This window comes from Nitrosospira sp. Nsp18 (assembly GCF_900103145.1).
Lineage (GTDB): Bacteria > Pseudomonadota > Gammaproteobacteria > Burkholderiales > Nitrosomonadaceae > Nitrosospira.
Genome location: NZ_FMWY01000015.1, coordinates 1 through 12246, shown reverse-complemented (window position 1 = coordinate 12246; position 12246 = coordinate 1). Strand labels below are relative to the sequence as shown.

Genomic DNA, 12246 nt, shown 5'->3' with positions numbered 1-12246 from the left:
GGGAAGTATTTAAGCCAAAGCGTCAGCAATTAGAAGAAAGCGGGGATTAGAAGCGGATTTCTGGCGATGAGTTTTCCATGAGCCGAGATTGGGAGATAGGGATGGATAAGTAATTCAAGGTCAACGAAATGGGCGGCTCAGGAAGCGAGACCCGGCAAAACCGAACCGCCATGGCACATCCGCGGCTTTTGAAATACCGATGCGCGGGCCCGTCACGATTGAAATCTGTTCCCCGGAATGGGGGAGTGTGAGTTGAAATGGTAGTGCGTCGATGGGCATGCCGCTATGTTCACTCGTTATACCGAGCGCTTGGCAGACACGCCCCGGGCCGGAGCAAAGGAGACGCACCTCGTTAAGGCCGCGCCGCGTCCGCATGGCCTCCAGCCCTGCGAGCGGTTCGATTGCGCGAATCAGGACGCCTGCGCCATGTCCTTCCGTACGGCAAACGAAATTGAGGCACCAGTGGATTCCGTAGGACCGATAGATATAGGCTCGACAGGGCGGGCCGAACATCACACTGTTACGCTTGGTGGGCCCGCCAAAACTGTGCGATGCAGGATCTTCGTGATCATATGCTTCCACCTCTACAATGCGTCCCCCGACCCCATCGAGAAATAAGGTTGCACCTATCACGGACCGAGCCACGTCAACGGAGGAAGCGGAAAAAAGGTCAATAAGTGGTGGCGCATTGGTATTCATGCCAACAATTTTATACGGATAGCCTGAGAACCGAAACCGTCTCCTGGACGTATGAACCTAAATCCGGCAGTTGACCGCTCATTTGTCAGCTAAGCGCTATGGCCGAAAAAGGATTTTTCGTACTACGTAAGCTTCACTTTTTTGGTGAGCTCGCTACGGGGCGGATTGAACAGTTTTTGCGGCACAGCGCTGCGTTGCAACTCCTTGGAATGGAATAACCATTCCGCGTCGTTGCGCCTTGCTCTGCACCCCAAAAACCGCTCACTCCACCCCGTCCAACCGCCAGATTTAGGTTGAACCGTTTTTAGAAAACAACCGGGTTAGGCGGAATTTTCGGCTTATGAAAGGATTCCGCGATTGTTTAAAAATGGCTATCAGCGTATCGATGAAATAGCCGATGCCCGCTTTTCGAAAGATTCTGCTTTTTCTGGCTGATGTGTATGCCGATATAGCGTGGCCAGACTCTTCAGCGTTATGGCTACATTCAAATGGTTTGGGCCGAGGCTCTTTTCATTTATCCTCAATGCCCGCTTATAAAGCCGTTCCGCTTGCGTATATCGAGCTTGGCCCGCATAAAGCGCACCCCGATTGTGCAGGGTGGTGGCAACATCGGGATGATGCGGACCCAAGGTTTTTTTTGAAATCTTCAGCGCGCGCTTAAGAAGTGGCTCGGCCTGTGCATACTGCCGTTGCGCGAGATGAAGCAATGCAAGGTTATTTAAATTCGTAGCAACATCGGGATGGTGCGGGCCTAACGTTTTCTCGCCTATCTGCAATGCTCGCGCAAGAAGGATTGCTGCGTTTTGAAACTGCCCCAATTCGCGCTGCATCTCAGCCAGGTTGTTCAGGCATATCGCTACAATCGGATTATCCGGCCCGAACCTGTTTTCCGAAATCTCCAGCGCCCGCTGAAGGAGATGCTCGGCTTGCGCATAGCGCTTCTGATCGCGGTAGAGCGTAGCCAGGTTATGGAGGCTCACAGCAACCTCGGGATGATTCGGCCCGAGGGATTTTTCCCGAATGTTCAACGCACGCAGAAAAAGCGGCGCAGCCAACTCCAGGTTTCCCCGAGCATGATGATTCTCGGCCGTTTTGCTCAGGCTGGCTGCTACATCGAGATCGCGCAGGCCTTCCCTTCGCTGCTTCGACAGCAGTAGCGCTTCTTCCAGAAGTGTTTCGGCTTCAGCATGTTTCTTTTCCACATAACGCATCACCACTGGATTGTTCTGCGCGGTGACCGGCCCAGGATGATGCGTCACAAGGATTCCTCCGCATTCTGCAGAGAATTCGTTGGGGCCATGGTGGCGCACAGCGGGTTCCCTTGCTTATCCGCCTTCACTATACCTCCACAATGATTACAGCTTGTGAACGGTTTTCCACAATGACGGCAATTTAACTCGGGATTAGCGGGCATGAATAGCTGTAATATCTTACAGGTTAGCTCACCGCGTCGGCGAGGCGGCAAGCGCCAAAACGCGCATCTTCGAAAAGGAAGGAAGAATGTCGCCACCCATGCTGATGATTGCCGCAACTTTGCTTTTCGCAACGATGGGTATGTGTGTGAAGTTCGCTTCCGCGGACTATAGTACAGCCGAAATCGTGTTCTACCGTGGCGTCATTGGGACAGCCGCCATGATATTGCTTACGCGCGCACATGGCCAAACGCTTCGCACCCGTATGCCGGCAATGCACTTCTGGAGGAGCCTGACCGGCGTATGCGCACTCGGTCTCTGGTTTTATGCGATCAGCGCTTTGCCGCTTTCCACTGCGGTGACATTGAACTACATGTCCCCAATCTGGATGACGCTGCTGCTACTCGTCAGGTCCGTTCTCAGTGGAGGCGGCAAGGTTGATATTCGTTTGGCATGTACAGTGCTTGCCGGTTTCGCCGGTGTAATCTGCATCCTCCAGCCCGCCATGGAAGGGAATCAGTTAAGCGCGGGCCTGATGGGCCTGCTGTCGGGCCTGCTTACCGCGCTGGCCTACCTGCAGGTAGTTGCTCTTGGCAGGGCCGGCGAGCCGGAGGCACGTGTCGTATTTTATTTCTCGTTGTGCAGTATCTGCGCGGGCGCGGCGGTCGTGCCCTTGGCCAGCGGTTGGCACGCCCATACTCTGAAAGGTCTCGGCATGTTGCTCGCTGTCGGTTTGCTGGCAACCCTCGCACAATTGCTGATGACGCGGGCCTACGCTACTGGCCGCATACTCGTCAATGCCAGCCTCCAGTACCTGAGTATTGCATGGTCCTACGTATATGGCGTGCTGCTATTCAGCGACCCGGTGACAGGAATCGCGCTGCTCGGCATGGGCTTGATCGTAGCCGCGGGTATCATGGCTGCGAGATTACGCCAGTCTGCCGGCGCTTCCAGGCAAATTAGCAAATGCGATGGACTGTGAATGACAGCCAGCACGATGGAGCACTGGCACTTTGCCGGGGTCCCTTGACCCAGCCACTATCAAATCACTCGAGTCACGGGCAGAGGACGCAATGGCTTGCGGTGCACCAACAGAAATATAAACCGGCTAAGAGCAGCAAATACTTATAAACGAGTTGCTGCCTTCACCTCTTGTCTTTAGATTGACCGCATCTGCTCTTTGTATGTCATCGCACCAATTCTTCGAGCTCGCATTTCTGGTGATGCTCCACGGAGACGCCTGCGCGTGCCGCTTCACATGCGTTTCCGTAGGTCTTGCCGTCGCAACCGCAAACAGGCCTGTGCTCCTTGGTACAGGTGCTGGGGATGGCCTTGCACGTTCCCTGCGCATCGCGAATTTTGCATTGCCCGGCACCGACCTCGCAGTATTGCGCATCGGGACATAACGTTCCCAGAAGTCCGCCACAGTCTAATGGCTCGATGGGTTCGATTTCCTTGCAACGATCCGTTAATTCCACCTTGACAAAGGTTCCGGGTTTGGGACGAATAGAACGCAGTTGCTCGACGAAATTGCGAAATTCACGCGGTGTTGAGCTAAGGCCTGCTTCCGCGCAAGCGGATAAGCCAACCTTGGTTGATGTCGGTCCATCCGCTCTGGGATAATAAACATCGAAGGTATCGACGGTATCAGAGGCAATGGCATTGCCGACCGCTTTTTTTACCAATTCCAGCGATGCAGGATCCACATTGTCGTTGGTGCTGCCGACGCGGATAATAACGGCACCGGCCGTATTACCATCCTCGGCAAACGAAGATGCGTTTGGAAGGAGGCTGAACCCTGCCAGAAAAATATAAATTAATTTTTTCACTTTTCTTAACGGAATAGCGAGGATGCAGGGATAAGCAGGCCGGCGACGCGCGCCTAACACTCCAGACCTTACCACCCACCTAATGATCAGCACCCGGTAAACCTTTGGATCTCAAGAAGACCTCAAGGGCGGCGCCCTATACCGGGCAACAGCATAGCCTGCGGAATGGCGCTGCGGCTCGAATTGGCCTGCGGCCGCAGCAATCAAGATGTTCACGCCTGAAATCCGAGGCAATTTTTGTTATATCGGATTAGTTTGGACCGATAGGTCCCCCTTGCTCATACTTGGGATCTTTTTTCGGCTTCCCTTCTTTATCCACAGGGAAGTCGGGTACGTGTGAATCTTTGCTCGGCGATGCAGCATCTCTGTTCCGTTCATCTCTTTTTTGCTGATCCACATATCCTGTGTCCACTCCGCCAGTAGCGCCAGTAGCGTCATAAGGCTTGGCAGTTCCACCTGAAGTGGGTTGGGAATTACCTTGGCCGGAAGCGCTGCTACTATCGGTAGAACTACTGCTGGTAGAGCCGCTTGGGCCGGCTGAACTTCCCTGGCCGGATGTGCTGCCGCCGTATTGGGCCTGCGCTATACCTGCAACGCTGAATACCGCCGTGCTGGCCAAAGCTAAAAAAGATGATGTAGAGAATAATTTCATGGCTATTCCTTCTTGTCTATCCAGCGATATTGCTGTGTTTAAAAGGTTACGTGCCGTCTCGCAACTCTTCAGTGCGGTACCACACCAAATACGCTTTCAATTCCAGGATAACCGGGCATCACGCGATACTCCTGCGCAGGAAGTCTGCACGCCACGCCAATTCAATGCCAATGTTTTTACTGATAATATTGAAAAAAGTTGAGTGGACTGTTCCTATACCAAGCTCAGTATGGGTCATGGTGATATTGGACGGCGCATCTCAAATGTTCAATGCGCCATCGTTCAGCGCTCTATTACACTCACATCCAACGACATGATGGGCCTGTGGCAGGCAGGCGCTCCAAGGCAGGGTTCACATATGTACATACGAATTATGCGATTCCGCACCACAAAGACAAAGAGACAAAGCAAACCGGGGCCCTCCAATTAAATTCACAGCCGAAACGATAAATAAAATCTTGAAATGTTGCGCTCTGGTTGTGTCAATAGGCGCAAACATTGGCTCGACTCATGCGTTTGTCATTGACACTAAAGATGGCCCTAAAATCAGGACGGATGATGGCAATTTTGAAATGGTTTTCGGCGCTCGCGCTCATCTAGACGTGCACTCGTTCGACAACGACAAAGCTGATCCCGCTTATCCCGCTTTCGGAAGCCAGGTACCCGATGGTCAGCCGCGCAGCGGTTTCAATTTTCGCCGCGGCTATACCGATATAACCGCCCGATTTTATGATCTCAGCTTCAAATTTCAGAACGATTTTGCGGCCGGAACATTTCCTGGCAGCCTTCGGGAAGCTTGGGTCGCCGCCAAAATCGGACCAGGTCAACTCACGGTCGGCCAGTTCAAGGCTTATCGTGGCATGGAAGAACTGACCAGCTCAAATGAAATTACGATGATGGAGCGCCCCTCGACCTCGTCCACCGGCATTTATGCGGGGCGGCAGACTGTTCTGGGTACCCCGCTCGCAAGAAGGCGATACCCTTCATTTTGGCTTCTCTTACAGTATCGATACAGAAGATGCCGAATCACTTTCGGCGAGAGTGGTTGATATTTATGGTGGACGCCGCGGTTTTAGCCAATCCTTTGGCTCCGCCGGTGCTGCCGCGGGTTTATCTGATAATCATAGCGAGACCACGTGGGCACTGGAAGCAGCTTATGCGATTGGGCCTGTCAATTTGCAAGGAGAATACGCAGCCGTAAAACTTGACAATACTCATCTATTGGCGGGGGCGCAGAAGGACTCTCACGTGCAGGCATATTACGTACAGGCGAGCTGGTTTGTAACCGGTGAAAGGACGGTCTACCGGAAAGAGCGCGGCGCTTTCGGTAAGCCCAAGCCAAGCAGGAAATGGGGAGCGATTGAACTTGCTGCACGATATGACGCTGTCGAGAACAAGGATCAAAGCCTGGTTGAGAATTCGTGTGGCACCGGCACAACCAAATGTCATGTCCAGATACTCACGCTGGGAGTGAACTGGTATGTTCGGGAAGGGATACGATTAATGCTCAATTATTATCTTACCGAAGCAGAACTCGGAAACGCGGGCGCCGGCACACCAAACCGTAGGGACAGTCCTTCCGTTATTTCCTTCCGTACCCAGCTAAGTTTTTGATGAGGGCGAGAAGCGGGGAGAATCTGTCTTGTTACATCCGTTCGATATATTCGCCGCTGTCAGTATTGATTTTGATCTTTTCGCCCTGGAGGACGAATGGCGGAACCATGACAACAAGCCCGGTCTCCATCTTGGCGGGTTTGTAAGAACTGGTGGCGGTCGCTCCTTTCAAGTTGGGTTCGGTGTCTGTAATAGTCAACACTACGCTGGAGGGAAGCTGTACGCCGATTGCGCGATCGTGGTGGAAATTGACTTGCACGTCCGTGTTCGGCAGCAGGTATTCATACTGACCCTCAAGAAATTCCTGCGACAGGCCCAATTGCTCGTAGTTTTCCTTATCCATGAAAATATAATTGTCACCTTCCTGGTAGAGAAAAGTCATGTCGCGCGGTTCGACGAAAGCACGTTCCACTTTGTCGTCAGTTCGGATGCGCTGGTTGGTTTTAGTGCCTGCTTCGATATCCTTCATCTCTACCTGCATGAATGCTCCCCCTCGGCCTCCAACATGAACGTGGTAACATTTTAGGACGCGCCAGATGCGTTTGTCCCACTCGATCAGGTTACCGACACGGATTTCCGTTGCAAGAACTTTAGCCATTGTTGTTCCAGTGAATCAAGAAAACGCGCATCTTACTATAAAAAGCTCTCGATAACCCCATGCAATCAACGTTCTCGGCGGATTGCCGCCAGTGTCACCGGTTGTCCCGATTTCTGGACGAGGTAAAAATTCGTTATCCGGATTATTACGCCCGCCCTGTGCCGGCTTTTGGGGATGTGGCGCCCAAGCTCCTCATTATCGGCCTGGCTCCCGGAATGCATGGAGCAAATCGCACCGGCCGGCCCTTCACGGGTGATTTTGCGGGGATTTTGTTATACCGGACCTTATATAAATTCGGCTTCGCCAACCATGAAGGTTCGGCTTCGGTGGAAGATAACTTGCAGCTCACGCATTGCCGCATTACTAACGCCGTCAAATGTCTTCCCCCTGAAAACAAGCCCGAGCCAGGCGAGATCAGACAATGTAATGGATACCTGGCAGCCGAGATTGCTGATTTCGCAAAAGACGGCGGCACCGCGCTGCTCGCTCTTGGCGGGGTTGCTCATCAGGCAACGCTCATGGCACTGGGGCTCAAGCGAAAAGCTTTTCCTTTCGGCCATGGTGCCGTCCATGAATTAACTGCCTGCGTGGCATCCGATAGCTTGAAACCCAACAGCTTGACACTATATGACAGCTACCATTGCAGCCGTTACAATACCCAGACCCGGCGTCTGACCGCAGAGATGTTCGAACAGGTATTTGCGAAAATTTGCAACGACCTGGCTTTTCATCAGAAAACTGGAGACTAACTAACCCATGCCCTACGTCAACATACGCATTGCCGGCACGCTCAGCCGCGAGCAGAAGAAACAGATTGCCCAGGAGATAACCGATACGCTCGAGCGAGTCGCACACAAACCGAAATCCTACACCTATATTGCTTTCGATGAATTGCCTCACGAAAGTTGGGCCATCGGGGGAAAACTGCTGGGTGAGGGGGACTGATTGCCTTGGCGGTAGAATCTACTTTCGACGCCAAAGCATTTTATTCGAGCCTGCCATCGCAGCCGGGAGTCTACCGCATGATGAATGCGGCAGGGCAGGTGGTGTATGTTGGCAAGGCTATCGATCTCAGAAAACGCGTTTCATCGTATTTTCAGAAAAGCGGCTTGGGGCCCCGCATGCAATTGATGGTCTCCCAAATCGTGGGAATAGAAACTACGGTGACCCGCTCGGAAGCAGAAGCATTGCTGCTCGAAAACAACTTAATAAAGAGTTTAACTCCTCGATTTAACATCCTGTTTAGAGATGATAAATCATATCCGTACGTGATATTGAGCGGTCATCGTTTTCCCCGGCTTGGGTTTCACCGCGGCGCACTGGATAAGAACCATCGTTACTTTGGCCCGTTTCCGAATGCGGGGATGGTGAGAGAGAGCATACAGCTTCTGCAAAAAGTATTCCGGATTCGTACTTGCGAGGATAGCGTATTCAGCAACCGCACCCGGCCTTGTCTTCTCTATCAGATCAAGCGCTGCAGCGGGCCTTGCGTCGATCTGATCACAGCCCAAGCATATAAAGAGGATGCCAGAGACGCTGAGCTTTTCTTGCAGGGCAAACAGACCGAGGTTCTGGAAAGCATCGCCAGAAAAATGCGGGAAGCCGCGGATTCCCAGGAGTATGAGCAGGCCGCATTGTTTCGCGACCAGATTCAGTCACTGCGAAAAATTCGGGAAAAACAGTTCGTCGATAGCGGCAAGGCGCTGGATGCTGACGTGGTTGCTTGTGTTGCCGAGGCCAACGGTGGGGGAAGGGCGTGCGTCAATCTTGCCATGGTAAGGGGAGGGCGCCATTTGGGAGACAAGAGTTTTTTTCCACAAAATGCGGAAGGGTACGACCCGCCCGAAATGGTGGAGGCTTTTTTGACCCAGCATTATTTCAACCGGAGCGTGCCAAATCTTATCATCGTCGGCGAGAAAGTTCAGCGGGACATACTTCAAGCTGCGCTCGCCGAGCAGTCCGGCCATAAGGTAGTTATCAACTGTAATCCGATCGGCGAACGGCGCATGTGGCTGGATATGGCCGCGGAAAACGCGCGACTGGCGCTGGAGCAGATGCTGAGCCGGCAGGCCAGCCAGGAGGAGCGTCTGCAAGCCTTGCAACAGGCTCTGGATATGTCGGGTCTTGGCCGCATCGAGTGTTTTGACATCAGTCATACGCTGGGTGAAGCGACTATCGCATCCTGCGTGGTTTACGACAATTTCGCCATGCGCAACAGCGAATATCGCCGCTACAATATTACCGGCATAACGCCGGGAGATGATTACGCCGCTATGCGCGATGTCCTTTCCCGGCGCTATCAAAAAGTTGCCGAAGGCGAGGGGAGTCTTCCTGATCTGATTCTGATCGATGGCGGCAGAGGCCAGGTCAGCGTTGCGCGAGATGTACTGGTCGAGCTTGGGCTGAATGACGCCAATCTTTTGGGCGTATCCAAAGGTGAAGCGCGCAAGCCCGGATTGGAACAATTGATTTTCCCGGGAGCGGAAAAGCCGCTACAATTGCCAAGGGACCATCCCGGGTTGCATCTGATTCAGCAGATTCGGGATGAAGCTCACCGTTTTGCAATTTACGGCCACCGCGCCAAACTTGGTAAATCCCGCACCAGCTCAAGTTTACAGAAAATTGATGGCGTCGGCGCCAAGCGTCGTCAAAGCTTGCTGGCGCGGTTTGGCGGGCTGAAAGGCGTGCAGACCGCAAGCATTGAAGAATTGCAGCAGGCGGATGGTATCAGCCGTGCGCTGGCAGAAAAAATTTACAGGGAATTGCACTGATTGCAGAGGTGCACTGATTGCAAAGAGCCTATTCCAGTTCCAGCCATATAGACGTCCCGAACTTGGGACAGCATATTGCCGCTGAGGCGTATCCAAAAATGTTGACCCCCCATAGACTGATATGAGAGGGAATATTTATTTGAGCAAAAAGCAGTGTCGCGACGAGGCAGGGTAACAATACAATTTGAATCGAAGGTTCGCAACCGGGTTCATCAAAGCAGCACCTTAATGGCATATACTGATCCTTATGCCTCTTAACCTGCCCAACGTGCTGACGTGGATGCGCATCTTGGCGATTCCGCTATTCGTGGGCATATTCTACTTTCCCTCGACATGGTTGTCCCCGTCCGAGCAGAACCTGATTTCCACCATTATCTTTACCGTGGCCGCCATCACCGATTGGCTGGATGGCTACCTTGCGAGAGTACTCCGCCAGACTTCGGCTTTTGGGGCATTTCTTGACCCGGTGGCGGATAAGTTGATGGTGGCGGCGGCGTTGATCGTTCTGGTCTACCTGAGCAGGCTTGACGCACTTATCGCCTTTATCATTATCGGCCGCGAAATTACCATTTCAGCGCTGCGCGAGTGGATGGCGCAAATTGGCAAAGGAAAAAATCTGGCGGTTTCCTTTTTGGGAAAACTGAAAACTACCTCGCAAATGGCGGCCATTCCGCTGCTGTTGTATCACGAAAAAATAGGTGAAAATTTCAACCCGCAGGAAGTGGGCACATGGCTGATCTATCTGGCGGCAGTACTGACATTATGGTCAATGGCCTACTATCTTAAAGTCGCAATACCCCAGGCGTTGAAGCATGGCTGAAACGTCCCAATCCTGCTCTTGCATCGCCTTTTCTTGACAAAGACAGCAGCATCCTTATAATGCCAGATTGTTTTTTTGCGGGAATAGCTCAGTGGTAGAGCACAACCTTGCCAAGGTTGGGGTCGCGAGTTCGAGCCTCGTTTCCCGCTCCAGTCAGTGGGAAAATGGATTCATCTGCATGAGGCATCGTTTGCATATTCTGCGCCCTTGCTGAAATCCGTTTTCCCTTTTTAGTTTTCCCTATCGCACTGCAACGGTGCAATGTAACCAGTTTGCGTAACGCAGCAATGGCGGGGTGGCAGAGTGGTCATGCAGCGGCCTGCAAAGCCGTGGACGCCGGTTCGATTCCGACCCCCGCCTCCATCAATTCAATTAGTTACAAAAATATTGAATAGAGAAATGGCGAAACGTTTCGCCATAATTACGCTTTTTATCGTTTAGCATAACCTGCGATCAAAACCGGAGAGACTTTTTCTCCGACTCTCGCCCTGGCGTATTCGGTAAGTCATCGATTCTGTAGAGTGGCACAACAACTTCCGTGCTTTAGACATGCTCTCCATCTCGGGCGCTCTTGGCTCGAAGATCCCTGAATTGGAATAGGGTAAGCTAAATCCCGAGTTCTGCGGCGCGTTTCTCTGCCGGATCACGAGCAAGTTTAAACTGACTACGAAAGTATCCCGAATGTTTCAATTGTTGCCCCTTCGGATCGCAGAGCAGGGTTGTACCTACGACTCCGCGTGACTTGATGCGATCAAGCAGTTGCGAGAGTTCGCCGACAACATCGATTTGAAGCCTCGCCTACCCACAACGCTTCTTTCTTGACCTGATCCCATCGCATTTTAAGCACGTCGGCCGGGCGTTGGCCGGTTAAATAGGCCAGATCGATCGCATCCTAAGTTACTGCCGAAGCGCATTTGTACACTAGCGCGACCATTGCGTCTGTCACGTAAATATCTCGCCCTTCTTTAACCTTCATTTGCTTGGTGGTGGGGTCGTAGCAATACTCGTGGAGCGTTACCGTATCTCCGATCTGATAGTTCCGGTCATTCTTGCGTATCTTAAAACTCTTTATACCTCCGCCGACGGCTGGAAGTGGTCGGAAATGGATTTGAGGTCGTGGTACTGTCTCATGATTCCTCAACCCTCATTTCTTTCCAGCGTTCCAGCGTATCGATCGCTTCCTGGATGTCCTTGCCGACATCCTTCGCGCCCCGGTTGCCAGCAACAAGCAACTTCTTTGCGGCGTGCTGAATACATGGATCCAAATACATGGATCCATTACGCCGAATATGTCCAGCACTCGGTAAACGTCGACGTGTGGATAAGGGCAGGGCCTGAAGTAGTGGGAATCCTTTGCTGTCGCGCTTATCGGTGCATGAGCAGCACGCTCAGACTGCTGCGATTATCGGGATTGCTGAACGGTTAAAGGATCCGGCTTGTTGGGAGTAAATTGCTGCCCGATTCGGGGGAATGACGAAGCCGGAAGACGTTACTGTGATAATGAACAGGATATTTGCGGAGCTTGGTGCCAGGATTCACGGAAGGTGACGGGCGTATAAGTTGCTGCTTTGCTACTTTGGCGCAAACATCGGGTAGCGGGCAATTCGGTACGATTTGAAGTGTAGGGATGCGGTGGTAATTGAGATAAGGAGAAAGGTTTATGACGCTTTAGACCAAGTTAAAGTTCTTTCCGTCGCCGAAATGCGTTGCGCTTTGGAGGGACATGGCTTGATCGAAAGAAAATTGCATTATGAACCGCCCCGGGTTTTGAGGAGGCTCCAACATCTGAGAGAAATGGTATGGACGCCTCCCACCCGTGAGGAATGGTAGGGAAGGATGGGGCTTTCACGG

At 52.4% G+C, this 12246-nt stretch carries 14 protein-coding genes and 2 tRNA genes; 10 read left to right on the top strand and 6 right to left on the bottom strand.

The window, feature by feature from the left end:
• Nucleotides 1-120 precede the first annotated feature (120 nt).
• Complete coding sequence (locus BLS94_RS08360; RefSeq protein ID WP_090959558.1) at nt 121-699, bottom strand: DNA-3-methyladenine glycosylase; 579 nt, start codon at nt 697-699, stop codon at nt 121-123.
• Between the two features lie 374 nt (nt 700-1073).
• Nucleotides 1074-1958 (bottom strand): tetratricopeptide repeat protein, encoded by an 885-nt coding sequence (locus BLS94_RS08355; protein ID WP_090959555.1) that lies wholly within the window; start codon nt 1956-1958, stop codon nt 1074-1076.
• A gap of 241 nt (nt 1959-2199) precedes the next feature.
• On the opposite strand from BLS94_RS08355, the gene BLS94_RS08350 reads away from it, so the two are divergent.
• Nucleotides 2200-3093, top strand: coding sequence for a DMT family transporter (locus BLS94_RS08350; protein ID WP_256325347.1), 894 nt, complete (start codon nt 2200-2202; stop codon nt 3091-3093).
• 205 nt (nt 3094-3298) lie between these two features.
• Here the strand turns inward: BLS94_RS08350 and BLS94_RS15050 are convergent, their stop codons facing one another.
• On the bottom strand, nt 3299-3940 hold the full coding sequence (locus tag BLS94_RS15050) for a Kazal-type serine protease inhibitor family protein (protein WP_218124770.1): 642 nt from the start codon (nt 3938-3940) through the stop codon (nt 3299-3301).
• A 461-nt stretch (nt 3941-4401) separates the two neighbouring features.
• On the opposite strand from BLS94_RS15050, the gene BLS94_RS14895 reads away from it, so the two are divergent.
• From BLS94_RS14895 to BLS94_RS15240, 3 genes are all read left to right on the top strand, one after another.
• Nucleotides 4402-4794: a hypothetical protein gene (locus BLS94_RS14895; RefSeq protein WP_176767833.1), complete on the top strand. Its 393-nt coding sequence runs from the start codon at nt 4402-4404 to the stop codon at nt 4792-4794.
• 277 nt (nt 4795-5071) lie between these two features.
• The gene (locus BLS94_RS15245) at nt 5072-5641 is read left to right on the top strand and encodes a porin (protein ID WP_256325346.1); all 570 of its coding nucleotides are present in this window, start codon (nt 5072-5074) and stop codon (nt 5639-5641) included.
• Entirely contained in the window at nt 5523-6206 is a 684-nt protein-coding gene (locus BLS94_RS15240) for a porin (RefSeq protein ID WP_256325345.1), read from the top strand. Before BLS94_RS15245 ends, BLS94_RS15240 begins: the two co-directional genes overlap by 119 nt.
• A 31-nt stretch (nt 6207-6237) precedes the next feature.
• Here the strand turns inward: BLS94_RS15240 and efp are convergent, their stop codons facing one another.
• Nucleotides 6238-6804, bottom strand: a complete 567-nt coding sequence (gene efp / locus BLS94_RS08330; protein ID WP_072766897.1) for an elongation factor P — start codon at nt 6802-6804, stop codon at nt 6238-6240.
• 59 nt (nt 6805-6863) lie between these two features.
• Here efp and BLS94_RS08325 point away from each other — a divergent pair, with 59 nt between their 5' ends.
• The 6 genes from BLS94_RS08325 (at nt 6864) to BLS94_RS08300 (ending at nt 10758) form a co-directional block, all read left to right on the top strand.
• The gene (locus BLS94_RS08325; RefSeq protein ID WP_090959550.1) at nt 6864-7553 is read left to right on the top strand and encodes a uracil-DNA glycosylase; all 690 of its coding nucleotides are present in this window, start codon (nt 6864-6866) and stop codon (nt 7551-7553) included.
• Nucleotides 7554-7560: 7 nt separating this feature from the next.
• The gene (locus BLS94_RS08320; RefSeq protein WP_025039800.1) at nt 7561-7749 is read left to right on the top strand and encodes a tautomerase family protein; all 189 of its coding nucleotides are present in this window, start codon (nt 7561-7563) and stop codon (nt 7747-7749) included.
• Between the two features lie 5 nt (nt 7750-7754).
• Complete coding sequence (gene uvrC, locus BLS94_RS08315) at nt 7755-9575, top strand: excinuclease ABC subunit UvrC (protein ID WP_090959547.1); 1821 nt, start codon at nt 7755-7757, stop codon at nt 9573-9575.
• A 247-nt stretch (nt 9576-9822) separates the two neighbouring features.
• Nucleotides 9823-10395, top strand: coding sequence for a CDP-diacylglycerol--glycerol-3-phosphate 3-phosphatidyltransferase (gene pgsA, locus BLS94_RS08310; protein WP_025039798.1), 573 nt, complete (start codon nt 9823-9825; stop codon nt 10393-10395).
• A gap of 77 nt (nt 10396-10472) precedes the next feature.
• Nucleotides 10473-10547, top strand: a tRNA-Gly gene (locus BLS94_RS08305).
• Nucleotides 10548-10684: 137 nt separating this feature from the next.
• A tRNA-Cys gene (locus BLS94_RS08300) sits at nt 10685-10758 on the top strand.
• Nucleotides 10759-11287: 529 nt separating this feature from the next.
• Here BLS94_RS08300 and BLS94_RS15445 read toward each other — a convergent pair.
• A complete protein-coding gene (locus BLS94_RS15445) occupies nt 11288-11536 on the bottom strand; it encodes a DUF3850 domain-containing protein (protein WP_090959544.1) in 249 nt (82 codons plus the stop codon).
• A complete protein-coding gene (locus BLS94_RS14890; protein WP_176767832.1) occupies nt 11523-11660 on the bottom strand; it encodes a hypothetical protein in 138 nt (45 codons plus the stop codon). The genes BLS94_RS15445 and BLS94_RS14890 overlap by 14 nt, the downstream gene beginning before the upstream one ends.
• Between the last annotated feature and the right edge of the window lie 586 nt (nt 11661-12246).

Excerpts from the sequence above, each read along its gene's own strand:
- efp (WP_072766897.1), bottom strand. The coding sequence starts at position 6,804 with ATGGCTAAAGTTCTTGCAACGGAAATCCGTGTCGGTAACCTGATCGAG.
- BLS94_RS08325 (WP_090959550.1), top strand. The coding sequence starts at position 6,864 with ATGCAATCAACGTTCTCGGCGGATTGCCGCCAGTGTCACCGGTTGTCC.
- BLS94_RS08360 (WP_090959558.1), bottom strand. The coding sequence starts at position 699 with ATGAATACCAATGCGCCACCACTTATTGACCTTTTTTCCGCTTCCTCC.
- BLS94_RS15240 (WP_256325345.1), top strand. The coding sequence starts at position 5,523 with ATGCGGGGCGGCAGACTGTTCTGGGTACCCCGCTCGCAAGAAGGCGAT.
- BLS94_RS08350 (WP_256325347.1), top strand. The coding sequence starts at position 2,200 with ATGTCGCCACCCATGCTGATGATTGCCGCAACTTTGCTTTTCGCAACG.
- BLS94_RS08320 (WP_025039800.1), top strand. The coding sequence starts at position 7,561 with ATGCCCTACGTCAACATACGCATTGCCGGCACGCTCAGCCGCGAGCAG.
- pgsA (WP_025039798.1), top strand. The coding sequence starts at position 9,823 with ATGCCTCTTAACCTGCCCAACGTGCTGACGTGGATGCGCATCTTGGCG.